Origin of the sequence: Lysinibacillus cavernae (genome assembly GCF_009724685.1) — a bacterium.
Classification (GTDB): domain Bacteria; phylum Bacillota; class Bacilli; order Bacillales_A; family Planococcaceae; genus Lysinibacillus; species Lysinibacillus cavernae.
This window is the reverse complement of sequence record NZ_WMEF01000001.1, coordinates 486,191-512,765: the sequence shown is the minus strand read 5'-3', so window position 1 is coordinate 512,765 and position 26,575 is coordinate 486,191. Positions and strand designations below refer to the sequence as shown.

The window sequence follows — 26,575 nt, the reverse complement described above, 5'->3', positions numbered from 1 at the left end:
GACTTGGCATTTTCATTAAAAGAGTAAGTGACCGACCAACGCTGCAATTGGTAGTGAGATAAGTGTTCGTAATAAAAATATGACTACTAAATCGAAAAATTTCAATGGAATTTTTGTCCCTAAAATAAGTCCACCTACTTCAGACATATAAATGAGCTGCGAAACAGAAACAACGGCAATGACAAATCGAGTAACATCTGATTCAATTCCTGCACCTAAAATAGACGGTAGGAACATATCTGCAAATCCAACGACCATTGTTTGCGCCGCCTCTGCCGCTTCAGGCAAGCCAAGTACTGTTAAAATGGGCTCAAATGGTTTTCCTAAAATCGCAAAGATACTTGTAAATTCAGCAAGCATTAAGGCAATTGTACCGAAAGCCATAACGATAGGCGCAACACCAACCCATAAATCGATGACATTTCTAGATCCATCTTTTACAAATTGACGGGGATCACGATTGGCATGGGCAATAGCAAGAGCATTTTCTAAGCCATGTGTGACAGAATTATAGCCTTTTGGTAATACCTCACGCGAATAGTCTACTGGCGTGCCATCTATATACGTATCTTCCTTCTTTGCAAGTGGATAGATTCGAGGCATAATAATCGCTAACACAATGCCACAAAGTACAACAGTTAAGTAATAAGGAATAAAATAGCGAGCTAAGTGCACGGTATCCAATACTACGATACAGAATGTAATGGATACTACTGAGAAGCTTGTCGCAATAATTGCTGCTTCTTTTTTTGTGTAGTTCCCCATCTCATATTGTTTACTCGTCATTAACACACCAATCGTTCCATCACCGACCCATGACGTAAGAGCATCAATTGAAGAACGTCCTGGACTTTTAAAAAGTGGACGCATAATTCTCACCATCATCGTACCGAAAAACTCAAGTAAACCAAAGTTTGTTAAAAAAGGCAAAAGAAAACCAGCAAACAAAAATATGGTAAATAAAAACGTCACAAGTCCCCCGTTTGGATCCATAAGTAGTCCACCAGTATTTTCATTGTTGATGGCAGAGGGACCAATGTTAAAGACTACCATCGAAGCAAAAACTAAACCGATACAGCGTGTAATCGTCCAAAACCAATTGACATAAAACAATGTATCTAAAATACTAGGCTCTTTAACATTTTTACGAGGAATAAATTTAGCGATAAGTGCGCCAATCGCTGAAATCGCAAACATGATAATCGTAAAATAACTAATAACAGGAGCCACTATACCAGCTAAGACATTTGCTAAAATAGCAATTGGTACCTTCCACCCCTCATCGGTTAATACGGGTGTCATAAATAGGAAAATACCAATTAAAGAAGGAATGATGAAGTAAAAATATGTATCAACAGAATACTTTTTCATTTTTTTATAAAACCTCATTTCTTTTTATCGCATAGTTTGTAGCTTATGTATTTTGCATTACAACAATGTAAATAATGTTTATAAGCTATTAGATTACGATTATCGTAATATTTTACGTACCCAATATGTTATATTTCATTCAATAACTCATCCCTCCCGCTGTTATGTAACTATTGTAAAAACGATGAACTTTTCCGTTTTACACAGAAAAACACTCGTTCCATTCATGTTTTTATAAAATCATTGTGTTATAAAACTATTGTAAACTCTACAATACACATGGTTCAACCTCACAATTTTCTGAATATTTATTAGTTTATCAGATTATGCGGTGGAAGGGTGTGCATCTCACGTTTGTTATACCATTAAAATTGTAAAAAAGCCTAATTTCTTAGTAAGAAAATAGACTTTTTCTGCTTCTGAAGGCAACCACATAAGAGGTATTCATTCCTCTCTTATGCATATCAGCAGTTATTAAATTATTTTACTGGGCCTTTCGTGATTTCAGTAAGTTTTGAATGGATCGTAAAGATTTTTGCGTTGATCGTTGTGATGCCAAATCCAGCTAATCTTTTTGAATGCATTTCTATATAGTTTTCAGCTGTTTGTTTTGTTTCAAAAAGATAAATTCCTCCAGCTTCATTTGTTTCAGGGCTCTCTGTCCAAATTTTCCATAGCAATCCTTCTTCGTCATTAATACTTTTTGCTAAATGAGTAAAAGCCCCTGCCATTTCATCTCCAAATGGTCCATCCATTTTAAAGTCTACTTGTAATACGTAGGTCATTGTCACTCTCCTTGTGATTGAGTAGCTGTAATATAAGATTCTCCTAAAATTCCCTTCACTTCATAACGTCCTGGTGAAAGCTCTTTTTCAATAAAAGAGGAAACCTCTGATTTTTCAATATCGTACATTACTTCAATTTCTTTCGAAAATAGAAGTTTTTCTTTCTCCATTAACTTAGAAAGAGATGGTTGTCTATTTGGCTTTATGTCTTCTTTATTTAACACTTGTTTTAATCCATCAACGTAGGATTCCAATGGACGGCTACCAACAATTTTTACTCCTTTATTTTCCTCATCAATCATGATAATAGTAGGAAAACCTCTCACACCAAGGCTCTTCGCAAGATGAAAGTCTTCATTTAATAATTGTTGTCCTATGGGTTGTTCAGCTTCATTTACTAGTGCATTTCCATCAAGATCAAGGTTATTTAAGATTTCTATCATGACGGATTTATCTGAAATATTTTGATTAAACGCGAAAAGCACTTCTCTAGCACGTCGCAAATAGTCATATGCTACTTCATCATGATGATTTTTTTGAATCACTTTAAATACACGAGAAGGTGGATACGATGATTGAACTGGATTGTCAATCATAATACTCCCATCTATCGGCATCCGGGAATGCTCGCCAACTTCCCTCCAGTGTCCAGCTACATCTGCGGGTCCAAAGATTCCGTTTGCAGGATCAACTGGATCGTCACCCCATTTTTCTAGCAATCCTCCCATAACCGTATGAAAGTTAAAATAACTGCCATACTGCACTATAAATCTGCGGAGAACGGGTTCGAGTGCCCAGCAATGAGAGCAAATTGGATCGGTAACATAGTATAAGTCGATTGATTTTTTTGGTAGATGAAAATCAATCATCTCCATTTCTTCTCCAGCTACTCCACATACGCCTGTTTCTAAATCACACATCATATTATTATTGTTCTTCAATTTATTTTTCCTCGTTTCTATTTAAGTTAGAATAGAATGGTTATGCTCTTATTTGCCTTACATTTGTATTTTATTCATAATAAAATCATCAATAAACCAATAATCTATTCGAATCGTTGTTTATACAACACATGAAAGAAATTGTTTAAAAAAAGGAGTGGCAATAATTGACCCAACCTAAGACAGACCTTAGAGTTTTACGTACCCGAAAATTAATCATGGATTCTTTCATTGAACTTTCAAGTAAAAAAGAATTCAAGGCTATTACTGTTAAAGATATAACTTCAGAGGCCATGATTAATCGAGCAACTTTTTATTATCACTTTGAAGATATTTATGACTTATTAGAAAAGGCTTTATCAGAGGTTTTATTAGTGAATTTAAATGTTGATACTTATCAGAATGAAGAGCTAAATGAGGAGGCCTTCGTGTGTATCTTTCAGGCTATCACAAATTTTCAAAAGTCATTATCTACTCGTTGCCACAGAGGTTATGAAGATACCATTGCTCGGATTATTAGAGATCAGCTTGAAATCATTTTTTACAAAATGTTGTTAAAACAAAATGGAACGAAAGAGGACGAAGCACTAAAAATGACTGCTGTTATATTAAGTTGGGGAATTTATGGCGCTTCTGTAGAATGGAGAAATAGTAGTCAGGAGAAACACCCAGAAGAATTTATCAAACCAACAATTCCCTATTTAATGGCTGGTATTGATTTTAAACGTGAAGAGATATGAGTTACGCTCAAATGAAGTGTTATTGCCTTGTTTAATTGATAGTTTTTTAAGATAGGATAAGTGAATAAACACAAATATGACTTTATAAGGTGTCTATTCACTCGTGGTGGGAGAAAATTTTATGAGGTTAGCTTGGTCTTTTTATTTTTGGGCAGGAAATACAAAAATCATTTACTCCATCAGAAGTATGATAATAGAAACAACAAGTTTTTCTTAAGCGTACCGGTTGCTCCGATTCCTCGATCATCACTTTAGGCCCACAATAGTTTGTCAATGGATTTTTTCTTTCTCCAAAAAGAGAACCCGGCGCTTGGCTTACAATGTAGATATAATCTTCTTGTATGCGAGCTATTTCTTGTTCATTGGCTCCTTCTCTTATTTTCGTTTCATACAGCCAATTTACATAAATAGCTGTATTTTCCCATAAGATTGTTTTTGGAATTTTACTTATTTTCGTTAATGACTGCCAAACTTTCGCTAGATTGTCCGCAAAGATTCCTTTTAGAATCTCATCACGCCAAGCTTCACGGTCTAATGTTGGTACTGACACCGTACTATCAATTAACCTAATGTTTGGAAGCCAAGGCTTTGCATTATATTCCGCTTCAACCCAAGTATTCTCTAAACCAACAAATAGTCCTTTATCATATCTAGACATGACATAGAATGCTGAAGCCATCGTTAAAACGCTATAGCGCTTAGCAAATAAAGATGCTGTAACTAGCGTAGATGGAGAATGGAAGAAAGGTGCAATCTTGTTTAAATATTCTACAGTTTGTTCAGTATCCAGTAAATCTTGAGCAAAAAGAGAGTAGGTTGTGTCTATGGCTGGTTCTATCGTCAATCTATAATCTCGTAGTAACACTGATATTTCTTCAGCTGAAAGGTGTAAGCTCAACTGATCCCTACCTCCTCTAATTTCTCTACAATAACTGATCTTCCCTTACCGTGCGGAACACATAAAGGTGTACCAAATAGTGGGTCATTAATAATTGTACAGTCCATTCGGAATACAGCTTGTACCATCTCAGCTGTCACCACTTCCTCAGGCTTGCCTTGCGCATAAACTTGCTTATCACGCACAGCAACAATATGATGAGCATAGCGACAGGCTAAATTTAAATCATGTAATACCATGACTACTGTACGGCCTTCATTTACGTTTAAATCAAATAATAAATCTAGAATTTCTACTTGATGAGCCATATCTAAATAAGTTGTGGGTTCATCTAATAAAATAAGATCTGTTTTTTGAGCCAATGTCATGGCAATCCACACACGTTGCCGTTGACCACCTGATAAGGCATCTACTGGTCGGTCAGCAAACTCCAGCATTTGTGTAACTTCAAGTGCATTATTCACAATTTTTTCATCCTCAGTAGACCATTGCTTTAACCAGCTCTGATGAGGATAACGACCTTGTTTAATCAATTGCTGGACTGTTAATCCTTCTGGTGCAACAGGACCCTGCGGCAGAATAGCTAAACGTTTTGCCACCTCTTTGGTAGAAATAGCTTCAATTTTATCATCCTCTAAGAAAATTTCACCCGACTTTGGTTTTTGTAGTCGTGCAAACGTTCGAAGTAGGGTGGATTTTCCACAACCGTTGGCACCTACTAGTACCGTAATTTTTCCTTTAGGTATTTGAAGATTCAAATCCTCTAAAATAAGGTTTTCACCATAGCTTACATTTAAATTTTGAGCTTCTAAGACATTTTTCAAAATCCAGTCACCTTCTTCTGACGCTTTCACGAATTCTTTTATCATGTTGCTTATTGATTGCGCGTTCTAAATAGTAAATAAATAAAGAAAGGTGCGCCAATCGCAGCTGTAAATACACCTGTTGGTAAATCTTTTGGTAAAAAGGCTGTTCGTGCTACTATGTCAGCTACAATTACAATTATTCCACCGATTATAGCTGTCACTGGAATTAATCCTGCGAAGGAACGACCTACAAGCATTCTGCTCATATGAGGAGCTACTAATCCTACAAAGGCAATACCACCAGCAAAAGCTACTGCTGAACCTGCTAGCATCACACTAATGAGTAAAAAAAGTAAGCGATACACTTGAACTTTTACACCTAGCCCTATCGCAATTTCATCTCCTAATTCCTTCACATTCACCGTTCTTGCCAAAATAAATGTCAGTGGCAATAAAATAACTACCCATGGTAATAGCAAATAGACATCCTGCATATTCGCACCATACAAACTACCTGTAAGCCATAAGTATGCCTTTGTCGTAGCAGCCACCTCACTAATAACGAGGAGCATGGTCACAACTGCCTTTGCTAACGCTGAGATACCAATGCCAATAAGCACCATACGAATAGGTGTTACGCCTTTTCTCCACGAGAGAAGATAGATGATAAAGGAGACAATGGCAGCACCTAAAATAGCGGCTAGTGGTAAAAATTGAATGCTGACAGAACCCATAAAGTATACGATAAAGATGATTGCACCCATTGATGCCCCACTCGTTACACCAATAATATCTGGAGCAGCAAGTGGATTGCGGATAATCCCTTGTAAAATTAAACCAGCAACTCCAAGAGCTGCGCCAACTAATAATGCCATCAACACACGTGGGAGCCTTAAAGTATGTAAGACAAAATCGTACTCTCCATTACCATAGCCCAATAATTCTTTAACCACTGTGAAAGGATGGATAAACTCGCTACCAGCAGATAAACCAAGGACCGTTATGATGATTAATAACAAGCTAAGTAGTAGTAGTATCCAACTAGTTTTTTTAGCAATTTGAAAAGACATACGATTTGATTTCGTTCGAACCGTCATATAATTAGACATTTTTCGCTAACCCCTTTCGAGCAATATAAATAAAGAAAGGAGCTCCGATTAAGGCAGTCATTACACCAATTGGCATTTCTAACGGCATAATCACATATCTAGCTGCAATATCAGCTAACAGCAGCAATATCGCCCCTAATACCGCACTATATGGAATGATCCAACGATAATCTGTACCTACAAGATTGATGGCAATATGAGGTACAATCAAACCAATAAACCCGATTGAACCTGCAACGGATACTGAACTGCCAGCCAATATGATAATAATAATACCTAGTGTGATTTTCGTAATCATTGTTCGTTGGCCTAATCCTTTTGCAATATCATCACCAGATTGTAAAATATTTATCGAACGTCCCATAAATATTGCCACGATTGTTACCACTAAAATAAACGGTAGGACAGGTACAAGCATTTCGATACTACGGCCTGACACAGATCCTGCTAACCAAAAAAGAACACTTTGTAGACCTTGTTCATCAATTACTAAAAGTCCCTGCGTAAACGAGACAAATAGAGCTGTAATCGCTGCACCAGCTAATACTATTTTAATCGGTGTTAAACCATCTCTTCCTAATGAACCTAGGAAAAATACCATTGCCCCTGCAGCACCTGCCCCTAAAAAGGCAATCCACATATAGCTCATTAAAGAATTAATGGAAAAAAGAGTAATAGCACTGACAATAAAAAATATAGCTCCTGCATTAATACCTAAAATATCTGGAGCCGCTAATGGATTTCTTGTTAATGCTCGCATTAAAGCCCCTGCAATGGCAAGGCTCGCGCCAACTACTGTAGCGATAACAGCTCTTGTAAATCTAGATGTTCGAATAATGACATGCTCTTTATTAGCAGCATCATAATGAAAAATGGCATCATAGATTGACGAGAATGGTATGGACGTTTGACCAATCGCTATGCTAATAATAAATGCCAGCAAAAGGATTAAACAACTAATAAGTAAGCCTATTTGTTTCATCGAGGTACTGGAAAGAATAATTCTCATTTTGCGCCAACTTTCTATATTCACAATTTATCTTATGAATAGGGTTGTAGGTTTCTAATCTGCTAAAACACTACAATGAGAGGGCTGTCTTAAAGCATTCTATAACACTTTTAACAGCCCTTGCCTCTTTCACTATTTTTCTAATTCAAACTTGTCATAAATATCATCTAGCATTAAATTTGCACTAATAAATCCACCAGCTAGATTCCAATTAATTTCATCCACTTGATATACTTGATTTGCTTTTACTGCATCAAGCTCTTTCCATAGCGGATGGTTTGTCCAATCTTCATAATTTTTTTTGACTGCCTCATCATTTTCCATGAACATATAAATAACATCTGCATTCATTTGTGTAATGCTTTCCTTATCTGTTAGCTTCACGATTTCTAATGAGTCATCTGTTAAGTTTTTAGGTCCTTGGAAACCAAGCTCTGATAAAATGGAACCTGCATACCCTGTTACATAAATACGGGCATGGTCTGCTCTAAAGTTGACAACAGAAACATGGAATGGCCATTTATCGCCTAGTTTCTCTTGAATTTTTGTTTGGAAATCAGCTACTCGCGTATCCCATTTACCTAATAACTCCTTGACCTTATCTTCTTGATTCATTGCTTGACCCATCATTTCAGCTGTCCCTTTGAAATCAAAAACAGTTTCATGAGCAACTGTTGGTGCAATTTGAGATAATTGATCATAAATTTCTTCATGACGTACTTTTGAAGCAATGATTAAATCTGGTTTAAGCTTCGCAATTTCTTCAAGATTTGGTTGCGTCTCTTGTCCAACAACCGCAACGCCATCTAAATCTTTCTTCATATAATTATAAAAAGGTGCTTCAGCCCAAGATTCTACTGCCCCTACTGGCTTAATGCCCATCGCTACTGCTACATCAGTAGCGCCTTGGTATAGAGTAACGATTTTTGTAGGTGTTCCTTCAATTGTAGTAGTGCCCATTGCGTGTGTAATCTCACGACTAGAAGATTCTGTGTTACTTTCTTCCGCTTTATCATTTTCATTTTCTTGTGAACTACTAGAGTTCGAAGATTTATCTCCACATCCCACTAATAAAAGCGCGAACGTTAAGAATAGTGCAAAAAGCATATAAACATTTTTATTGCGTAGTGATAATTTCGACATACATTTCCTCCTAAAATATAATCAACAACGATAATCATTATCAATTAAAGAGTATACTGTACGTTTGTAACATTGACAATAAATATTTTTTCAAAAAACATACTTTTTTAATAATATTTTATTTTAATTAAAATTTCATGATACTTATGCAAATCGATTGCTCTATACAATGAGTTGTCGACGCTAGGAAAATGGTTAATTATAAAAAAACTTTCATCTGTTCTGCTTTAATTTCAATAAAAGCAAGTTGATTGTAGTTTTTCTACCATTTCAGTAACTTGTTAGATTTACCTATTCATTAATAGGCAAATAAATAGACCCTATCAACGTATATCTCATATCTTAATAATGAACTACAACTTATCAAAACAGGAGGTTATAACATGTTTCAACGAAGACGCCATCCGGCAAAAGGTCCTCACTGCTGTCCGCCACAAACAATGCCAATGCAATATGATCCACCACAGTTTTTACCACCTGAGCAATATGTTCGCACAAATTATATCCATACAGTCGTTCCACATGTACAACCAGCACATGTCACAACAGTGAACAAACATATGATTGATCATCAATACTATTTCCCATGCACAGAGTCTTTCGTAAATGAATGCTGTGAAACTCATACCCTTTGCGGTATGCCACATAACCATTGTCATATGCCACACCATCATAAACATAAGGGCTATTAATAACATAACGATGGGGTGGAATGCTGCCCCATCGTTATGCAGTAGAATTAGAAAAAACCGAGTAGCCTCTATCTAAGGCACTCGGTTTCACTTATGATTAATACATTTTTAAATATTGATCGCGTTCCCATTGGTGTACTGTCGTACGGTACATATCGAACTCGATTTCTTTTGCTTCTTTAAAGTTTGCGTAAATATGCTCACCTAAAGCTGCTTGAGCTACTTTATCTTTTGCTAGTAATGTTAAAGCGTCATCAAGTGCTGCTGGTAGGTTTTCAATACCATTTGCTTGGCGCTCTTCTTCAGACATTACATAGATGTTGCGGTTAATAGCCGCAGGTGGTGTTAAGTTTTGACGAATTCCTTCAAGACCTGCCTCTAAAATAACAGCCATTGCTAAATATGGGTTTGCTGAAGGGTCCACAGAACGTACTTCTACACGAGTTGAAAGTCCACGTGCTGATGGAATACGAATTAGTGGTGAACGGTTTTGTGCAGACCATGCTACATAACATGGTGCTTCATAACCAGGTACTAGACGTTTATAAGAGTTAACTGTTGGGTTTGTAACTGCTGTGAAACCTTGTACGTGTGAAAGAACACCCGCCATGAATTGCATTGCTGTTTCAGAAAGACCTAATTCGGTAGATTCATCATAGAATGCATTTTCTTTACCTTTAAATAGTGACACGTTAAAGTGCATACCAGAGCCCGCTTCACCATATAGTGGTTTTGGCATGAATGTAGCGTGTAAGCCATGTTTACGTGCAATTGTTTTAACAACTAATTTGAATGTTTGGATGTTGTCACAAGCAGTAACAGCATCTGCATATTTAAAGTCGATTTCATGTTGTCCTGGAGCTACTTCATGGTGAGATGCTTCGATTTCAAAGCCCATTTCTTCTAGCTCTAATACGATATCACGACGGCAGTTTTCACCAAGATCTGTTGGAGCTAAGTCGAAATAACCACCATGGTCATTTACTTCTAACGTCGGCTCGCCTTTTGCATCTAATTTGAATAAGAAGAATTCTGGCTCAGGCCCTAAATTGAAGCTTGAAAAGCCCATTTCTTCCATTTTTTTAAGAATACGTTTTAGGTTGTTACGTGGATCACCAGCAAATGGTTCGCCTTTCGCAGTGTATACATCACAAATTAAACGTGCAACTTTCCCTTTTTCAGAAGTCCAAGGGAATACTACGAAAGTATCAAGATCAGGATACAAATACATATCAGATTCTTCGATTCGAACGAAACCTTCAATAGATGAGCCATCAAACATCATTTTATTTTCTAATGCTTTGTCTAATTGACTTACAGGAATCTCAACATTTTTGATTGTGCCAAGAATATCTGTAAATTGTAAACGAATAAAGCTTACGTTTTTTTCTTCGATAAGACGTTTAATGTCCTCTTTTGTGTATTTACCCACAGTTTTCCACACTCCTATAATTTGTCTAGCTTGTATGTTTACCCTACCCTATTTTTAATAGAATCGAGATAAATCCCCTCGTCGGATGGATGATTTTTGCATGCGCTGTGCTTGACGCATTTCTTCGCGCATGATTTGACGTAATTCTGAATCACTTAAATTTTGGTCTTCAGTTGTAGCAACAGGATCTTTCTTTTTAGCAAATAATTTTTTAATCTTTGCCATATTCATGCCCTGTTCTAAGTAGTCTTTAATTTCTAGCAATGTGTCGACGTCATTTAATGAAAACATTCGACGGTTGCCTTCTGTTCGGTGCGGCTCAATTAAATGGTGTTCTTCATAATAACGAATTTGTCTTGCCGAAAGCTCAGTTAATTGCATCACAATACTCATTGATAATAACGGCATCGTTCGTCTAATTTCACGACTCATTTAAGTCCTCCTCCAATACCCGCTAATCATATAACGAAATTTTTTCACTGTCAACCAACCATGTAAGGTTTCCTAACATAGTATGTTATATTTTTTTCAAACCGCTAGAAAATTGTAAAAAACTATTCAAATTTACGGTTTATCTATTTTCAAGTTACTATTTTTGAATGGCTTGAACAGCACTACAAATAGCAAATTTCACATGTTCATACGTCAGTCCACCCTGTATAAAAGCAGTAAATGGCGGACGTATTGGGCCATCTGCTGTAAGCTCAATACTAGAGCCTTGAATAAATGTTCCCGCAGCCATGATGACATCATCTTCATAGCCAGGCATATACGCTGGTTCAGGTGCGTAATGAGCATTTATTGGAGAGTTGTTTTGTATTTCGCGACAAAAGGCAATCATTTGTTGTGCCGTTTGGAAGGAAACGGATTGAATCAAATCCGTACGATTCGCATTGTAGCTTGGAGAAGTATTCATACCGATTCCCTCTAACATAGCTGCTGTAAAGATAGCGCCTTTTAATGCTTGTGATACGACATGAGGCGCTAGGAAAAATCCTTGATAAAAATCACCTAACGTGTTTAATGTTGCTCCTGCCTCTGCCCCAATTCCTGGAGAAGTCATGCGATAAGCACATTTCTCCACTAAATCTGCTCGACCAGCGATATAACCACCAATTTTTGCTAATCCCCCACCTGGATTTTTAATGAGTGAGCCTGCCATTAAATCAGCACCAACCTCTGTTGGTTCATGCGCCTCTACGAATTCACCATAGCAATTATCTACAAAAATAACGGCTTGTGGGGCTAGTTCACGAACCCTTGCACACATATCAGCGATTTCTGCAATCGTAAAAGATGGACGTGTTGCGTAGCCTTTTGAACGTTGGATAGCAATCATTTTCGTATGCTCTGTAATAGCCGCTTCTACACCTGCCCAATCAATGGATTGGTTATCCAGTAAATCCACATGACGATAGCCGATTTTATAATCCTTCAATGAGCCCGTATCTTTGTCACCACCATCGACAATGGATTGCAATGTATCATACGGCTGCCCAGAAATATAAAGTAACTCATCACCAGGACGAAGTACCCCGAATAGACTAAGTGTGATTGCATGTGTTCCCGAAATAATTTGAGGTCGTACAATGGCAGCCTCCGCTCCGAACACTTCCGCATAGACACGCTCCAAATTATCGCGTCCCTCATCGTCATAGCCATAGCCATTGGATGGATGTAAATGGTAGTCACTTACTTGATGCTTGCGAAATGCGGCTAGTACCTTCTGCTGATTATAAAACGCCATTTCTTCTACCTTTGTATGATATGGTCGAACCTTCTCCTCTATTTTTGACGCTAAGGATAGCGTTTGTGCTGATAAATTAGATGTAAACGTCATTCTTTTCTTCTCCATTTCACAATTGTCTCGCATATCAATCAGTAAGATCTATTTACTATCTAAATTGAGTTAAATCACTTTAGTATTCCCTAATCAATTACTGGCATATCAACGCTTTTGACGAATGTTTTTCTTTATTTCAATATTATCTTATCAATTTGTATGGGTACCTGCAAAACTTCCCTATTGTTTCTAAGCGCAATTTACGCTAAGCTAATGTGCGGACTTATTTCAAGAAGCGTATTTAATGACTAAAATTGGCTAATAAATTCATAGATTTTGTAATTTAAACAGTCTTTTAACTTGATGGAGAACGTTCATTTTTTATAGAAGGGGTGAAAGGGATGGCTTGGGAGGTTTTTAGTATTATTGGAACAATTGCCTTTGCTATTTCTGGGGCAATTATTGCCATGGAAGAAGAATACGATTTATTCGGTGTTTATATATTAGGGATTGTTACTGCTTTTGGAGGGGGAGCTATTCGAAATTTACTCATCGGGCTTCCTGTCACAACATTATGGGGCCAGGATATGATGTTTCAAATAGCGCTTGCTGCGATTACTATATTTTTCATCTTTCCACATCATCTAATCCAGCATTGGCATCGTTGGGGCAATTTCACAGATGCCATTGGCTTATCAGCGTTCGCTATTCAAGGTGCACTCTATGCAGTGAAGCTTGATATGCCTATTAGTGCAGTAGTTGTAGCTGCAGTCCTAACAGGTTCAGGTGGTGGCATTGTGCGAGATTTATTAGCTAGACGAAAACCATTAGTTCTCCGCGATGAAGTCTACGGTGTTTGGGCTGCACTCGCAGGGCTAACGATTGGATTCGAGGTTTTCACAGGGGATATTTTCCTTTATATTTTATTCGCGGTGATTACGGCGTTGCGCATCCTTTCCTATATGATGAAATGGCGCTTGCCTTTGCGTAAGTTAAATCGAGCATAGACTATTTAGATTGAATGATAAGCCCAAATGAATTTTGGCTTCAGACTGTCGACAAAAGGAATCGAGAAGTTCATACTCGATTCCTTTTGTCTTTTTTTCTTCTATGAATAAGGTTAAAAAGTAAGCATCGCCCGAAGGTAGAGATATGCGGGACTTCTGTATGGAACCAAATCCTAAAAACCAGCGATACGCCATATTCGTTTGGATTTCTTTGATAGTTTGACGCATGGAGCGAATGCCAAAGACATATTGAATTAACGTCATTTTATAGAGAACGACAGTATCAATACTTGGACGCCCATAAGCTGAATAGAAGTTTTCTACTAATGGATTTGATTCTTCGCCATCATGGTTCATCACTTCGAAAGGTTACTTTTTATCAACATATGAATAGGGAGTTCTTTATGTAGAAGTTGATTGGAACGAAGGGTGGCGACTCCTGCGGGAAAAGCGGGAAAGTCGAGATCCTGGACTGAGTGAATGTTTTCTGTACGAAAGCGAAGCGGCAGTAACAAAGCGAGGGAAGCAGCTCGACCCCGCCCGCGGAAAGCGTCCGCCCGTAGTGGAAATCAACGGCTTTACTTTATTTCATTGTAAAAATAAAAAGACTATAGGCAAACTCCCAAATTTTTTGAGTTTGTCTACAGTCTGAAGCCAAATTGAATTTGGGCTTATTTGTCTTTCATCATCTATTTAGCTAAAAGATTCATCGCTTCCTCTAATGTCACCATATTCTTCATCATAGAGCATGCCGCATCTAAAATAGGAAAGGCTAAAGCTGCACCAGAACCTTCTCCCAATCGCATATTCATGTACAGCATCGGTTCAACGCCAAGTAGTGCAGCGGCAATTTTAGCCCCTGGTTCTTCTGAAGCATGGGAAGGAATGATATAATCTTTTACTTTAGGTTCAAGCTTATAAGCAATAAGCGCAGCAATAGTCGAAATAAAACCATCAATGACAACTGGTTTACGATGTACAGCAGCGGCAAGTATTATACCTGCCATAGCCCCTATTTCTAAACCACCAACTTTGGCTAAAACATCCATTACATCTTTAGGATTTGGCTTATTTAGGGTAATAGCTCTTTCAATAACTGCCGCTTTATGTGCAATGCCCCCTTGGCCAACTCCTGCCCCAAACCCTGTTACTTCAATGGGGTCACAGCCAGTCAGAACAGCTAATATAGCCGCACTCGGTGTTGTATTGCCGATGCCCATTTCACCAGTCCCAAGTACATTGGCACCTTTTGTGATTTCCTCCGTTGCCACACGGATTCCTACTTCAATCGATTGAATGGCTTCTTCTCTGGACATAGCAGGACCTTTCGCCATGTTATCTGTACCATATTTAATTTTTTGAATCAGTACGCCCGCATCAAGTGGAATATCCTCTTTCACTCCAACATCTACCGTAACAACCTTTGCATTTGTAATGTTTGCAATTGCACAAACGCCTGTACCTCCCTTAGGAAAATTTAATGTTTGAAAAACAGTAACATCTTGTGGATTCGTTGTCACGCCTTCCTCACAAACGCCATGATCTGCTGCACAGACAATCATCACCTTCTTGTCAATCATCGGAAATAATTGTCCTGTGATACCAGAAAGTTGTACAGCAAGAGATTCTAGTTTACCTAAGCTACCAGGGGGCTTACATAGTGCATCTATTCGCTTGCTTGCTTCTTTCATCCTAATTACATCAGCACCTTGAATGTTTTGAATCGTGTCTTGTAATAATTGCATGATGATTTCTCCTCTCAATTTACATTAAGACAAAAATAAAAAGCCTGTAGTTTATTGTCATTACAAATAAACTACAGACTTTTCCATCGTCTATATCATCTTAAAGCAATTAGGCAGGTCTCCTGGCTCAAGTTCAACATTCCAAAGTACCTTCCCAGCGTTTGCTAGTGGTATTTACTATGAAATTCCCTTTTACAGTGGCGGGTCCGCTAAAGCTTTTCACTTTATTCCCTATTCTCCCCTATGGGCACCTAATGCTTTTATTCAACTACTTTAAATCTACGATAGTACGTTTTTTATGTCAATATTCGAATGTTTAATAATTTGTAATGTTGCGAAATACAAGAAAAACAAATGAAACCAGCATACTAGATAAGCTTGGAAGTCAATATAATGTAAAGTAGGACAAAAATAAATGGTAGGAGAAGTTATGATGAATGCAAAAGAATTAAGAAATGAGATTGCTGAAACATGTGCAAATTATGATAGCCACTATGCCCAACTGGTAAAACCGATCAATCAGCTGTTAATCAATGTCGATGCTTCGATTAGTGAAGAAACAGCGAACAAAATACTAGAAAACTTAAAGTTCTTTTATAGTGGTAATAAATACATTACAGAGTGTCATTTCGAGGAGAGTGAAAATTTCTTAAAAGACGGCATTGAACTTCTTCAAAAAGGGGATTTTGCGAATGGCGCATTACAAATATACGGTGCTGGTTTAAACTTTGCTAGTTATGCTTCAAAGATTCAGGGACAAAAAAATGTCAGTATCTACAACCAATTTGAGGAGAATTTTAGCCTCATCATGAACTCCCTGACGAAATAAGCATATGAAAAAAGAAAGAGTACATGCTCTTTCTTTTTTCTTGTTTTATTTAAATTCTAATTCACCGTCATAAGCAAGCATGCCGCCTTCAAGGTTTGTTACGTCAAATCCTTGGGCTTCTAAATAGGCGCAGGCATTAGCAGAACGGGCACCCGCCTTACAAACAACAATATATGGTTTTGCCACATCCAATTCCTCTAATCGTTCAGGGATTGTCCCAAGTGCCATATGTTGAGCGCCAGGAATCATACCATGCGCTACTTCATCCTCTTCACGCACATCAATAATATATAGGTCCTCATTTGCATCTAATAGGTCTAATAATTGTGTTGTTTCTATTGTTTTCATAAACATTGTCCTCCAAAATTTCAAATTCCCTATCATTATAGCTTGTAGCAAAAAAAACAGCCAGTGTGGAGAACACTGACTGTTTAACAATCTTTTATACTTCTGTCTCTAAAAACTCTATTTGTTTAGCTGGAACGAATGTAGAAATGGCGTGCTTATAGATTAGGTGCTGCTTATTTTCAGCATCCATTAATAAAACTGTAAAATTATCATATGATTTCACAGTCCCTTTTAACTGAAATCCGTTTAACAGAAATACAGTTACAAAAACACTGTTTTTACGTAGTTGGTTCAAGAACGTATCTTGCAAGTTGATTGATTTCATCAAATAGCCTCCCTACTAACTTTCTACCTCTTCATTCCTATAGTAGCATGTTCTACCAATTTATCAATTAGTAATTTTTAGAAATTTTTCTTAATTATTATAATTGTTCATCTGTTGTAATAAAATGGACATCCATTTTATTACGGAAATAGGTGAGTTGTCTTTTTGCATAACGGCGTGAATTTTGTTTTAAGCTGTCAATAGCTTCGTCTAGGGAACACTTACCATCAAAATAATCATATAATTCCTTATAACCAATTGCTTGAATAGACTGCACACCTCGAATATTTTGCTGCCATAACCCTCTTACCTCATCTAAAAGACCATTTTCCATCATCAGATTGACACGACGGTTAATGCGGTCATAAAGCACTTCTCGTGACATATTTTGACCTAACCCTAAAACAACATGCTTATAAAGAGGCACTTCACCCCGATTTTGTGCTTCAGCTGCTTTGGATACGCCACTCAATTCCAGCATTTCTAATGCACGAATGACACGGCGTGTATTATTAGGATGAATCGTCTCCGCTGTTCGAGGGTCTAGTTGTTTTAATTTATCGTGCATTGCCTCTGGGCCGAGCTTAGCTAATTCATCATAGTAGGCTTTACGTGCTGCCTCATCTACTTTCTCATCAGTAAATTGGAAATCATATAGGACAGCTTGTACATATAGACCAGAGCCACCTACTATAATGGGTAGCTTATGACGAGATTGAATTTCTGCAATTTTTGCTCGCACTAACTTTTGATAATCTGCGACTGAAAAAGATTCTGTCGGCTCCAGAAAACTTAACAAATGATGAGGCACGCCCTCCATCTCTTCTTCCGTAATTTTAGCCGTACCAATATCTAGCCCTTTATAAATTTGCATGGAGTCACCGTTAATGACTTCACCATTATACTTTTTTGCCAGCTCAATGCTTAAAGCTGTTTTACCAGAGGCAGTTGGTCCCACAATGGCTACGACCTCTACCTGCTGTAGTTTAGTTTGTATCATATTTTTCTAACCACCGTAATAAAACTTTAAAAATCGCTTCTTGATTGTCTTCATTTACTATCTCATGTCGTTTATCCTCAATTAAATAAACTGTTACATCTTCTACGCCTACCTCTACCAACTGTTCGGCAACTGAGTAAACGCCTAGCCCCTGCTCACCAACCGGATCTTTACTACCGCTAATTAAGAGAATTGGCAAATCTTTCCTTACTTTTACTAATTCTTTTTTACGATTAAGCGTTGCAAAGCCCGTCGTTAAATCTACGAAAAATTGATTTGTTGGAATAAAGCCACAATATGGATCATCAATGTATTTTTGAACCTCTTGTTGTACTGAGCATAGCCAGTCAAAGGAAGTCTTTGGATTCGAAAACTGTTTATTAAAACTACCAAAACTCAGTTGATTTAACAGTCTACTTTCAGTCTCTTTACCGAGCCCCTTAGCTAATGCCTTAGCTAAGATATTTCCAACTGCATGCAAGGCTGTGACATTTCCAGTACCACATAGAATAACATTGTCTACTTGCTCCCCATACAATTGAATATAGCGTCTAGTAATGAATGATCCCATACTGTGACCAAATAGAATGAATGGTACATCCGCGAACGGTGCATGTAATTGCGTTATCACTTCATGGGCATCTTTTACAACACGCTCAAAGCCATTCTCTTCAGCAAAAAAGCCTAAAGTTCCATTATAGGCGGCTGTTTCCCCATGACCACGATGATCGTGCATCGTCACAACATAGCCCGCTACATTGAGTGCTTTTGCAAATGTTAAATAGCGACCACTGTGCTCTGCCATACCATGCAAAATGTGAATATGCCCAATACATGGCGTTGTTGGCTCTAATGTTCGAGTGAATACAAAATGTTCATCCGACATTTGAATATAACGCTCCATCCCTTATTCCCCTTCTTTCACAAAATTTGTCGCATCGATGATAGCTTGCTCTAGTTCAGCAATATACGTATTTTTTTGTTCCTCCGTATAATTCAAGTGCTGTTGCATCACTTGAACCACTTGTTGCTTATAAAGTTTTACTGCTTCAATATCGAAATATAACAAGCCAGTACGACGAATAAAGAAGTCGCTCGGTGTATAGACCATTTCTGCTTCAATGCCATACAGTAACATAGCATGCAAGGCAAGAGGCATTGTACTACCATGTTCATGTAAATATTTCACACGATCAAATAATGCATCAATATTTGTTCCATACTTTTGTACAAGTTGTTTAGCCTCATCATAATTTAAGCCGTATTGTACACCTTCTCGTGCTTTATATGCTATATAGTCAGGGAAATTAATAGCATTGATCCCTTTTGCACCAGAAAGTGATAGCTCGCGTGTTAAACATGAACTTGCATGCTTATAGCGACGAGTTTTAACAATTTTATCTACAATCGTTTCTGCCATTTGACGATAGCCTGTGAGTTTTCCACCTGCTATTGTCATTAAACCACTTGGAGCAGTCCAAATTTCATCTTTCCTTGAAATTTCAGAAGGGTCCTTTCCTTTTTCATAAATAAGTGGACGTACTCCTGCCCAAGATGATTCAATCGTTTCTCTTGTAATTGTAGCCGTTGGAAAGACGCTTTTAGCTGCCTCTATTAAATAATCCACATCTTGCTGTGTTGCTACTGGATGTACATGATCACCCTCAAAGACCGTATCCGTTGTTCCTACATAGGTTTTGCCATCTCGTGGAATAGCAAAAGCCATACGTCCATCAGCAATATCAAAATAAACAGCTTGCTTTAATGGAAAATCCTTTTGCTTGAGGACAATATGAACACCCTTTGTCAGACGTAATTGCTTGTTATCTGCTACTTTATCTTTTTGTCGAACTTCATCTACCCAAGGGCCTGTAGCATTGACAATTTGTGCTGCATGTACGTCGAGTATTTTACCACTTAAATGATCCTTCACCTTAATCCCAACAAGCTTTTTCTTTTCGTAAATAAATTCCTTCATCTCCGCATAATTGAGACAAAGAGCCCCATGTTCTGCAGCCTTTTTCAATACTTCAATCGTAAGACGCGCATCATCCGTACGATATTCAACATAATAGCCACCACCGACAAGTCCATCATGATTGAGTAAAGGCTCTAATGCTAGAGTTTCTTGGGCATTTAACATCGTTCTACGTTCATTTTTTTTGACACCTGCCAAGCGGTCATAAACCTTTAATGCCATAGATGTTGTAAATGGACCAAGTGAGCCCTTTTTATATAAAGGTAATAGCATTTTTTCAGGTGTTGTAACGTGAACAGCATTGTCATAAACAATTTCACGTTCTCGTCCTACTTCCGCTACAACGCCAACATCAAATTGCTTTAAATAACGTAGCCCACCATGAATAAGCTTTGTCGAACGGCTCGACGTACCTGCTGAGAAATCCTGCATTTCAATTAATGCAACAGAAAGTCCTCGTGAGGCGGCATCTAACGCAATACCTGCACCTGTAATACCTCCACCAATGACTAGTACGTCAAAACTATAGTGCTCTAGATAATATAAAATTTTAGGTCGATGCTCAAATGAAAACATACCTTTTCCCCCAATAGCTATAATTTAAAAATTCTTGTGGCCTCTACAGCCTTTTGCCAGCCTGAGTACAGAGCTGCAGCTTGTGTTCCATCCATCTGTGGTTGGTAGTTTTGACCACTCACCCATAATGCAGACAAGGCCTCTTGATTTGGCCAAAAATTTGTGGCAAGCCCTGCTAAATAAGCTGCTCCCAGCGCTGTTGATTCATTGAGCTTTGCTAGCTCTATTTGTAACTGTAATATATCACTTTGGAATTGCATTAATAATTGATTATTGACAACTCCTCCATCTACACGGAGTACGGCAATAGGAGTACCTGCTGCTCCTTCCATTGCATCTAGTACATCCTTTGTTTGATAGGCTAATGATTCAAGTGTTGCTCTGATGAAATGTTCTTTAGATGTTCCTCGTGTTAAACCAAAAATGGCCCCTCGAGCATCTGTATCCCAGTACGGTGTACCTAGTCCAACGAAGGCAGGGACAACGTAGACACCATCTGTATTATTCACTTTTTTAGCATAGGTTTCTGAATCCTCAGCAGTTCGAATCATGCGGAGGCCATCCCTTAGCCATTGGATAGCTGAACCTGCTACAAAAACACTACCTTCTAATGCATAGGTCACTTTATCATCTATTCCCCAAGCAATAGTAGTCAGCAAACCATTTTCAGAGGTTACTGCCTGTTGTCCTGTATTTAATAACATAAAGCAGCCCGTACCATAAGTATTTTTAGCCATGCCCTTTGTAAAGCAAGTCTGACCAAAAAGTGCGGCCTGCTGATCACCTGCAATACCAGCAATCGGAACTTTTTCACCGAAGAAAATACTTGGTGCCGTTTCTGTATAGATCTCTGATGAGTTTTTTACTTCAGGAAGCATTGACAGTGGAATTTCTAATAGCTGGCAAAGCTCCTCATCCCATTGCAATTCATGTATGTTGTAGAGCAATGTTCGAGATGCATTTGAATAATCCGTAACATGGGCCTTTCCTTTTGATAATCGCCAAACAATCCAAGAATCAATCGTTCCAAATAATAAATCTCCGTTGTTGGCCATTGCACGTGCGCCATCTACATTGTCTAAGATCCATTTAATTTTTGTAGCTGAAAAATAAGCATCTAGGCGTAATCCTGTTTTTTGTTGAAAAAGTTCTCCATATTCTTGTTCTTTTAAGTCATTCACAATGTCCTGTGTTTGGCGTGATTGCCAGACAATGGCATTGTAAATCGGCTGACCAGTATGTTTATCCCACACAACGGTCGTTTCTCGCTGATTGGTAATCCCGATTGCATGGACCTCACTAGCTTCATGCCCGCTTTCGGTTAATACGGCCGCAATAACCGCTAGAATTGAGCCCCAAATTTCATTGGCATTATGCTCTACCCAGCCAGCCTTCGGAAAAATTTGCTGAAATTCCTTTTGTGCTACATGAACAATTTCACCTTTTTTATCAAATAAAATGGCTCTTGAACTCGTCGTTCCTTGATCAATTGCTAAAATAAATTCGCCCATTCATGTTCCCCCTTTTCACTACATTACCCGTTTGAACATTTTTTCCACTTCATACGATGTAAAATGAATAAGCACTGGACGTCCATGTGGGCATGTAAATGGATTATCTGCATTACGTAAATCTCGCAACAATATTTCCATTTGTTCTTTTGTCAAATAATAGTTGGCTTTGATGGATTTTTTACAGCTCATCATAATCGCTGCAGCTTCACGTAATTTTTTGACATCTGCTTTCTTAGTTGTCAGCACCTGTTCAATTAAATCTTCAATAATTTCCTGCTCCTCACCTGGAGGAAACCAGCTTGGATGCTCACGTACAACGAAAGAAGACTGACCAAATTCCTCTAAAAATACCCCTACAGCTTCTAGCTCATGCATGTGTTCTCGTAATAAAAGTGCTTCATCTGCAGCGTAGTGGAATGTTAGTGGAAGCAATAATGCCTGACGTTCATGTGGATTGACTTGACCTACCTTTTCACGGAAAAATTCATATTTAATTCGTTCTTGTGCCGCATGCTGATCAATTAAATAAAAGCCATCTTCCATTTGTGCAACAATATATGTGCCATGGATTTGCCCTACCACTTCCAACTCAGGAAACGGTTCCTTAGTAGGCTCATCCACTAATTCATCATGTTGCGCAACAAGTGTTACTTCTTCAACTATTTCAGGCTCTGTTGGTGGTGTAGGCTGCCAACTATCCTCCATAATAGTCGGTATAGGCTCTCGCTCTACCGTATTTTCTCGATTGTTTTCTTGAATGGTTTGGACATCATATAGTTTTTCTACGATAGCGTTCATTTTCTCAACATCTATTTTTGGTGCAGGTTTCCAAATATTTAATTGCTCAGTAGATGGTTTGACGATTTTTTCTTTCTTCTCCATGTGTGGTACGCGAATTACGCTCCGTATTTTCTCACGAATGGTTTCTTCAATTAATTTCAAAAGCTCAGGCTCTTTACTTAAACGAATTTGATGTTTCGCAGGATGCACATTGACATCTGTTAAATATGGATCTCCCTCTATATAAAGAACAACAATTGGAAAACGTTCGATGGGTAAATACGTATGGTAGGCATCAACAATTGCTTTTTGTACTAAATAATGCTTGACCCAGCGACCATTGACAAATAAGGACATATAGTTTTTTGAAGCACGTGTCACCTCTGGCAAAGACACGAAGCCAGAAATTCGATAATCATGTGACTCCCCTTGGAACGACACCATTTTCTTGGCATTATGTACACCATAAATGGCAGCAAGAACCTGTTGTACATCTCCTCGCCCATTTGTGTGCAATAATTGTTGGCCATTATGCAGTAATCTGAACGCAATTTGTGGGTTACTCAGTGCGAGTCGATTCATCAGGTCTATTGTATGCCCAAGTTCAGTTTGAATAGTTTTCATATATTTTAAGCGAGCAGGTGTGTTAAAGAACAACTGTGATACTGTTAAATCTGTACCTTTACGTAAAGGGCCAGGCTTGTTTGTTATGGTATGTCCACCTTCGAGCTCTAAATGCGTACCAGACTCACCATTTGATGTGATCAGTGTCATTTTAGAAACAGAGGCAATGGAGGCTAATGCTTCCCCACGGAAGCCTAATGTACGAATGCGAAATAAATCATGTTCCTGATGAATTTTACTAGTAGCATGGCGAGAGAATGACATTAATGCATCCTCTTCATCCATACCGCTACCATTATCTATTACTTGAATAGAAGTGAGACCCGCTTCTAGTAAAAAAACATCAATGGACGTACTCCCAGCATCAATAGCATTTTCCACTAGCTCTTTGACTACAGATGCCGGCCTTTCTACTACCTCTCCTGCTGCAATTTTATTGGATAGCCACTCGTCCATAATTTGTATGTTTCCCACTAACGTATCACTCCTTTACTTTTTAGCGTTGATTAACTCTTGCTGTAGCTCATATAAAATATTCATTGCCTGCATTGGTGAAGCCCCTAAAATATTCACTTTCTCTAATTTTTTTAGGACCTCTGCCTCCGCTGGCGAAATAGGCTCTTCCTCTGTAAATAAGGACATCTGTACTGGTTGCTCAGCTATTTCCTGTGTTTCGGCAACTACTTCTTTCCCTGCTTCAAAGTTCTCCAATAAAACACGGGCTCTTGCTAAAATTTCTTCTGGTAATTGCGCAAGCTGTGCCACATGAATACCATAGGATTTATCAGCAGCTCCTTTTTTTACCTTATGCAAGAACACGACCATGCCATTTTTTTCAGTGGCTGATACATGCACATTTTGTAATCGTGGCAAATCCTTTTCAAGTGCTGTTAATTCATGATAGTGCGTAGAAAACAACGTATTTGCTCCAATTTTGTCATGAATATATTCCATCATAGACTGTGCAAGACTCATGCCATCATAAGTCGATGTTCCACGCCCTATTTCATCAAATAGCATTAAGCTATTTTTCGTTGCATGCATAATGGCATGTTGCGATTCAAGCATCTCTACCATAAATGTGGATTGTCCTGCGGCTAAATCATCCGCTGCACCAATCCGAGTGAAAATCTGATCTGTAATCGGCAATTTCGCCTTTTCAGCAGGTACATAGCAACCCATTTGTGCCATAACCACAATTAATGCAACTTGGCGCATATACGTACTTTTACCAGACATATTCGGCCCTGTAATGAGCATCATATTGTTCTTTTCCTCTAAGACACAATCATTTGGCACATACATTTGCTTATTCAGCATTTTTTCAACAACGGGATGTCGTCCCTCAATAATTTCGAGGGCACGTCCACCATGGAATTCTGGCTTTGTAAAACGATATTTTTCTGAAACACTTGCAAAGCTTAGTAAAACATCTAACTCACTAATACTTGCTGCCAACGCTTGTACACGTGGAATAAACGCCTTTAATGTATCTCGAATTTCCACAAACAGGTTGTACTCTAATGTTAAACTTTCTTCCTCAGCATTTAAAATTAACGCTTCTTTTTCTTTTAGTTCCTGTGTAATATAGCGCTCTGCATTAGCAAGCGTTTGTTTGCGTTCATAGCGTGTTAAATCCGCTAAATGAATATTCGATTTTGTAATTTCAATATAGTAACCAAAAATGCGATTATAGCCAATTTTTAAATTTTTAATGCCTGTTTTCATACGCTCTTCTTGTTCGAGTTGAGCAATCCAATCTTTACCATTACGAGCGGCGTAGCGAAGCTCATCTAATCGTTCATTGTAGCCATCGCGGATGACGTCTCCCTCTTTAATGGTAATAGGTGGATTATCTGTTATCGCTTTTGCTAAGAGAACCTCAACATCTGTACATGTATCAAGTCCTGCACCTAGTTGCTGAAGTGTTTCTTTATCAGTATCCATTAACTGTTGCTGAATAGCCGGCACCTGACGTAGTGAATCACGCAATTGTGCTAAATCACGTCCACCCACATTACCAAAAGCAACACGACCAGCCAAACGCTCTAAATCATATACTTGTTTTAACGATGCTTGTAGCTCTGTTCGCACAAAATAGGCTTCCAATAAATCTGTCACAATTGCCAATCTAGCTTCAATAGCCAGACGTGTAGCAAGCGGCTGATGTAGCCATTGTTTTAATTTACGCCCACCCATCGCTGTCACGGTATCATCTAGTAGCCATAAAAGTGTCCCCTTTTGATCGCCGCCACGAATCGATTGAATAAGTTCTAAATTTCGCTTAGAGCTAGAATCAATGCGTAAATAATTGTTTATTTCATTAAACGTAAATGCTTGAATATGTGATAAAGAACGCATTTGTGTTTGATTGATATAAGCTAACAACCGAAGACATGGAATTTGTAATGGTTGCGGTACAGCCTCTAAATAGTTTGCTACTTTGTCCATAGCCATTTCATCAGCTTCAACTGAAAGCACAATACCTGCATTGACAGCATGTTCTGCTAACAGTAGCTGCAAACTATCCGTAACAATAAGCTCACGAATACCATAAGCCTGCATTTGCATTAAAAGAGCTTTACCATCGCCTTCAATAGAAGAAGCCACTGCTTCACCTGTCGATAAGTCTAAATAAGCATAACCAAATGTTTCATCATCCAATTGCTCTGCTGCGCCAATAAAATGGTTGGATTTACCTTCAAGTGCCTTACCTTCCATAATTGTTCCTGGTGTGATGAGCTGAACCACTTCACGCTTGACTACACCTTTTGCTTGCTTCGGATCCTCTGTTTGTTCACATATCGCCACTTTATAGCCTTTTTGCACAAGTGTTTCAATATAATTTTTAGCCGAATGATGAGGCACACCACACATTGGTATCCGTTCTTTTGCGCCTGCATCACGGCTCGTTAATGTAATCTCTAAAATTTGTGAGGCATTAATTGCGTCCTCAAAAAACATTTCGTAAAAGTCACCTAATCTAAAAAATAAAAAGGCATCTTTGTAATCTTCCTTTACCTGTAGATACTGTTGCATCATTGGTGTATATGTTGTCATATAACTATTTACCTCGCTCTTACCTAATAGATATTTTTATTATAACAAAAGATACATGCGAAACGCTTCATTCACCTTTT

24 protein-coding genes, 1 pseudogene and 1 riboswitch are annotated in these 26,575 nt (G+C 38.2%); of the genes and pseudogenes, 4 read left to right on the top strand and 21 right to left on the bottom strand.

What is annotated here, in order from left to right:
• Positions 1 to 15 precede the first annotated feature (15 nt).
• The 3 genes from GJU32_RS02485 to GJU32_RS02475 all read right to left on the bottom strand — a co-directional run bounded on the left by GJU32_RS02485 (position 16) and on the right by GJU32_RS02475 (position 3,079).
• Positions 16 to 1,371 (bottom strand): YjiH family protein, encoded by a 1,356-nt coding sequence (locus GJU32_RS02485; protein ID WP_155590355.1) that lies wholly within the window; start codon positions 1,369 to 1,371, stop codon positions 16 to 18.
• 479 nt (positions 1,372 to 1,850) lie between these two features.
• Positions 1,851 to 2,156, bottom strand: a complete 306-nt coding sequence (locus GJU32_RS02480) for a monooxygenase (RefSeq protein ID WP_155590354.1) — start codon at positions 2,154 to 2,156, stop codon at positions 1,851 to 1,853.
• 2 nt (positions 2,157 to 2,158) lie between these two features.
• Entirely contained in the window at positions 2,159 to 3,079 is a 921-nt protein-coding gene (locus GJU32_RS02475; protein ID WP_155590705.1) for a DsbA family protein, read from the bottom strand.
• 185 nt (positions 3,080 to 3,264) lie between these two features.
• On the opposite strand from GJU32_RS02475, the gene GJU32_RS02470 reads away from it, so the two are divergent.
• Positions 3,265 to 3,837, top strand: a complete 573-nt coding sequence (locus GJU32_RS02470) for a TetR/AcrR family transcriptional regulator (protein WP_155590353.1) — start codon at positions 3,265 to 3,267, stop codon at positions 3,835 to 3,837.
• Positions 3,838 to 3,964: 127 nt separating this feature from the next.
• Here GJU32_RS02470 and GJU32_RS02465 read toward each other — a convergent pair whose 3' ends face one another.
• The 5 genes from GJU32_RS02465 to GJU32_RS02445 all read right to left on the bottom strand — a co-directional run bounded on the left by GJU32_RS02465 (position 3,965) and on the right by GJU32_RS02445 (position 8,802).
• Positions 3,965 to 4,735 (bottom strand): IucA/IucC family C-terminal-domain containing protein, encoded by a 771-nt coding sequence (locus GJU32_RS02465; RefSeq protein ID WP_155590352.1) that lies wholly within the window; start codon positions 4,733 to 4,735, stop codon positions 3,965 to 3,967.
• Positions 4,732 to 5,604: an ABC transporter ATP-binding protein gene (locus GJU32_RS02460; protein WP_230874903.1), complete on the bottom strand. Its 873-nt coding sequence runs from the start codon at positions 5,602 to 5,604 to the stop codon at positions 4,732 to 4,734. The genes GJU32_RS02465 and GJU32_RS02460 overlap by 4 nt, the downstream gene beginning before the upstream one ends.
• A gap of 5 nt (positions 5,605 to 5,609) precedes the next feature.
• On the bottom strand, positions 5,610 to 6,650 hold the full coding sequence (locus GJU32_RS02455) for a FecCD family ABC transporter permease (protein ID WP_155590350.1): 1,041 nt from the start codon (positions 6,648 to 6,650) through the stop codon (positions 5,610 to 5,612).
• Positions 6,643 to 7,659: a FecCD family ABC transporter permease gene (locus GJU32_RS02450; RefSeq protein WP_196426559.1), complete on the bottom strand. Its 1,017-nt coding sequence runs from the start codon at positions 7,657 to 7,659 to the stop codon at positions 6,643 to 6,645. The genes GJU32_RS02455 and GJU32_RS02450 overlap by 8 nt, the downstream gene beginning before the upstream one ends.
• 132 nt (positions 7,660 to 7,791) lie before the next feature.
• Positions 7,792 to 8,802: an ABC transporter substrate-binding protein gene (locus GJU32_RS02445; protein ID WP_155590349.1), complete on the bottom strand. Its 1,011-nt coding sequence runs from the start codon at positions 8,800 to 8,802 to the stop codon at positions 7,792 to 7,794.
• A gap of 383 nt (positions 8,803 to 9,185) precedes the next feature.
• Here GJU32_RS02445 and GJU32_RS02440 point away from each other — a divergent pair, with 383 nt between their 5' ends.
• Positions 9,186 to 9,494 (top strand): CotD family spore coat protein, encoded by a 309-nt coding sequence (locus GJU32_RS02440; protein ID WP_155590348.1) that lies wholly within the window; start codon positions 9,186 to 9,188, stop codon positions 9,492 to 9,494.
• A gap of 97 nt (positions 9,495 to 9,591) precedes the next feature.
• Here the strand turns inward: GJU32_RS02440 and glnA are convergent, their stop codons facing one another.
• From glnA to GJU32_RS02425, 3 genes are all read right to left on the bottom strand, one after another.
• Positions 9,592 to 10,926 (bottom strand): type I glutamate--ammonia ligase, encoded by a 1,335-nt coding sequence (gene glnA / locus GJU32_RS02435; protein WP_155590347.1) that lies wholly within the window; start codon positions 10,924 to 10,926, stop codon positions 9,592 to 9,594.
• A 54-nt stretch (positions 10,927 to 10,980) separates the two neighbouring features.
• Positions 10,981 to 11,358, bottom strand: a complete 378-nt coding sequence (locus GJU32_RS02430) for a MerR family transcriptional regulator (protein WP_155590346.1) — start codon at positions 11,356 to 11,358, stop codon at positions 10,981 to 10,983.
• A 157-nt stretch (positions 11,359 to 11,515) separates the two neighbouring features.
• Positions 11,516 to 12,766: a methionine gamma-lyase family protein gene (locus tag GJU32_RS02425; RefSeq protein ID WP_155590345.1), complete on the bottom strand. Its 1,251-nt coding sequence runs from the start codon at positions 12,764 to 12,766 to the stop codon at positions 11,516 to 11,518.
• Positions 12,767 to 13,110: 344 nt separating this feature from the next.
• On the opposite strand from GJU32_RS02425, the gene GJU32_RS02420 reads away from it, so the two are divergent.
• Positions 13,111 to 13,716 (top strand): trimeric intracellular cation channel family protein, encoded by a 606-nt coding sequence (locus GJU32_RS02420; RefSeq protein ID WP_155590344.1) that lies wholly within the window; start codon positions 13,111 to 13,113, stop codon positions 13,714 to 13,716.
• A gap of 127 nt (positions 13,717 to 13,843) precedes the next feature.
• Here GJU32_RS02420 and GJU32_RS02415 read toward each other — a convergent pair.
• Together GJU32_RS02415 and cobT are read right to left on the bottom strand one after the other, a co-directional pair.
• Positions 13,844 to 14,043, bottom strand: a pseudogene (locus GJU32_RS02415) (transposase); the annotation flags it as partial.
• Positions 14,044 to 14,405: 362 nt separating this feature from the next.
• Complete coding sequence (gene cobT / locus GJU32_RS02410) at positions 14,406 to 15,461, bottom strand: nicotinate-nucleotide--dimethylbenzimidazole phosphoribosyltransferase (protein ID WP_155590343.1); 1,056 nt, start codon at positions 15,459 to 15,461, stop codon at positions 14,406 to 14,408.
• A gap of 95 nt (positions 15,462 to 15,556) precedes the next feature.
• Positions 15,557 to 15,731: riboswitch (cobalamin riboswitch) on the bottom strand.
• A 163-nt stretch (positions 15,732 to 15,894) separates the two neighbouring features.
• On the opposite strand from cobT, the gene GJU32_RS02405 reads away from it, so the two are divergent.
• Positions 15,895 to 16,290 (top strand): hypothetical protein, encoded by a 396-nt coding sequence (locus GJU32_RS02405; RefSeq protein WP_155590342.1) that lies wholly within the window; start codon positions 15,895 to 15,897, stop codon positions 16,288 to 16,290.
• Positions 16,291 to 16,335: 45 nt separating this feature from the next.
• Here GJU32_RS02405 and GJU32_RS02400 read toward each other — a convergent pair whose 3' ends face one another.
• From GJU32_RS02400 to mutS, 8 genes are all read right to left on the bottom strand, one after another.
• Positions 16,336 to 16,638, bottom strand: coding sequence for a rhodanese-like domain-containing protein (locus GJU32_RS02400; protein ID WP_155590341.1), 303 nt, complete (start codon positions 16,636 to 16,638; stop codon positions 16,336 to 16,338).
• A 94-nt stretch (positions 16,639 to 16,732) separates the two neighbouring features.
• Complete coding sequence (hfq, locus tag GJU32_RS02395) at positions 16,733 to 16,963, bottom strand: RNA chaperone Hfq (protein WP_155590340.1); 231 nt, start codon at positions 16,961 to 16,963, stop codon at positions 16,733 to 16,735.
• Between the two features lie 97 nt (positions 16,964 to 17,060).
• Positions 17,061 to 17,963 (bottom strand): tRNA (adenosine(37)-N6)-dimethylallyltransferase MiaA, encoded by a 903-nt coding sequence (gene miaA, locus GJU32_RS02390; RefSeq protein WP_155590339.1) that lies wholly within the window; start codon positions 17,961 to 17,963, stop codon positions 17,061 to 17,063.
• The gene (locus GJU32_RS02385) at positions 17,950 to 18,867 is read right to left on the bottom strand and encodes an alpha/beta fold hydrolase (protein ID WP_155590338.1); all 918 of its coding nucleotides are present in this window, start codon (positions 18,865 to 18,867) and stop codon (positions 17,950 to 17,952) included. Before GJU32_RS02385 ends, miaA begins: the two co-directional genes overlap by 14 nt.
• A 3-nt stretch (positions 18,868 to 18,870) precedes the next feature.
• On the bottom strand, positions 18,871 to 20,517 hold the full coding sequence (locus GJU32_RS02380; protein ID WP_155590337.1) for a glycerol-3-phosphate dehydrogenase/oxidase: 1,647 nt from the start codon (positions 20,515 to 20,517) through the stop codon (positions 18,871 to 18,873).
• A 17-nt stretch (positions 20,518 to 20,534) separates the two neighbouring features.
• On the bottom strand, positions 20,535 to 22,028 hold the full coding sequence (gene glpK, locus GJU32_RS02375; RefSeq protein ID WP_155590336.1) for a glycerol kinase GlpK: 1,494 nt from the start codon (positions 22,026 to 22,028) through the stop codon (positions 20,535 to 20,537).
• Positions 22,029 to 22,046: 18 nt separating this feature from the next.
• Positions 22,047 to 23,909, bottom strand: coding sequence for a DNA mismatch repair endonuclease MutL (gene mutL / locus GJU32_RS02370; RefSeq protein ID WP_155590335.1), 1,863 nt, complete (start codon positions 23,907 to 23,909; stop codon positions 22,047 to 22,049).
• A gap of 15 nt (positions 23,910 to 23,924) precedes the next feature.
• A complete protein-coding gene (gene mutS / locus GJU32_RS02365; RefSeq protein ID WP_155590334.1) occupies positions 23,925 to 26,495 on the bottom strand; it encodes a DNA mismatch repair protein MutS in 2,571 nt (856 codons plus the stop codon).
• Positions 26,496 to 26,575: the final 80 nt, after the last annotated feature.

What these genes read in the sequence shown, in the direction of transcription:
- GJU32_RS02455 (WP_155590350.1), bottom strand. Translation starts at nt 6,650, where the DNA reads ATGTCTAATTATATGACGGTTCGAACGAAATCAAATCGTATGTCTTTT.
- GJU32_RS02480 (WP_155590354.1), bottom strand. Translation starts at nt 2,156, where the DNA reads ATGACCTACGTATTACAAGTAGACTTTAAAATGGATGGACCATTTGGA.
- GJU32_RS02430 (WP_155590346.1), bottom strand. Translation starts at nt 11,358, where the DNA reads ATGAGTCGTGAAATTAGACGAACGATGCCGTTATTATCAATGAGTATT.
- GJU32_RS02420 (WP_155590344.1), top strand. Translation starts at nt 13,111, where the DNA reads ATGGCTTGGGAGGTTTTTAGTATTATTGGAACAATTGCCTTTGCTATT.
- cobT (WP_155590343.1), bottom strand. Translation starts at nt 15,461, where the DNA reads ATGCAATTATTACAAGACACGATTCAAAACATTCAAGGTGCTGATGTA.
- glpK (WP_155590336.1), bottom strand. Translation starts at nt 22,028, where the DNA reads ATGGGCGAATTTATTTTAGCAATTGATCAAGGAACGACGAGTTCAAGA.
- GJU32_RS02450 (WP_196426559.1), bottom strand. Translation starts at nt 7,659, where the DNA reads ATGAGAATTATTCTTTCCAGTACCTCGATGAAACAAATAGGCTTACTT.
- GJU32_RS02475 (WP_155590705.1), bottom strand. Translation starts at nt 3,079, where the DNA reads ATGATGTGTGATTTAGAAACAGGCGTATGTGGAGTAGCTGGAGAAGAA.
- GJU32_RS02380 (WP_155590337.1), bottom strand. Translation starts at nt 20,517, where the DNA reads ATGTTTTCATTTGAGCATCGACCTAAAATTTTATATTATCTAGAGCAC.
- hfq (WP_155590340.1), bottom strand. Translation starts at nt 16,963, where the DNA reads ATGAAATCAATCAACTTGCAAGATACGTTCTTGAACCAACTACGTAAA.
- GJU32_RS02385 (WP_155590338.1), bottom strand. Translation starts at nt 18,867, where the DNA reads ATGGAGCGTTATATTCAAATGTCGGATGAACATTTTGTATTCACTCGA.
- GJU32_RS02445 (WP_155590349.1), bottom strand. Translation starts at nt 8,802, where the DNA reads ATGTCGAAATTATCACTACGCAATAAAAATGTTTATATGCTTTTTGCA.
- miaA (WP_155590339.1), bottom strand. Translation starts at nt 17,963, where the DNA reads ATGATACAAACTAAACTACAGCAGGTAGAGGTCGTAGCCATTGTGGGA.
- GJU32_RS02440 (WP_155590348.1), top strand. Translation starts at nt 9,186, where the DNA reads ATGTTTCAACGAAGACGCCATCCGGCAAAAGGTCCTCACTGCTGTCCG.
- GJU32_RS02460 (WP_230874903.1), bottom strand. Translation starts at nt 5,604, where the DNA reads ATGATAAAAGAATTCGTGAAAGCGTCAGAAGAAGGTGACTGGATTTTG.
- GJU32_RS02405 (WP_155590342.1), top strand. Translation starts at nt 15,895, where the DNA reads ATGAATGCAAAAGAATTAAGAAATGAGATTGCTGAAACATGTGCAAAT.
- GJU32_RS02485 (WP_155590355.1), bottom strand. Translation starts at nt 1,371, where the DNA reads ATGAAAAAGTATTCTGTTGATACATATTTTTACTTCATCATTCCTTCT.
- mutS (WP_155590334.1), bottom strand. Translation starts at nt 26,495, where the DNA reads ATGACAACATATACACCAATGATGCAACAGTATCTACAGGTAAAGGAA.
- GJU32_RS02400 (WP_155590341.1), bottom strand. Translation starts at nt 16,638, where the DNA reads ATGAAAACAATAGAAACAACACAATTATTAGACCTATTAGATGCAAAT.
- GJU32_RS02425 (WP_155590345.1), bottom strand. Translation starts at nt 12,766, where the DNA reads ATGACGTTTACATCTAATTTATCAGCACAAACGCTATCCTTAGCGTCA.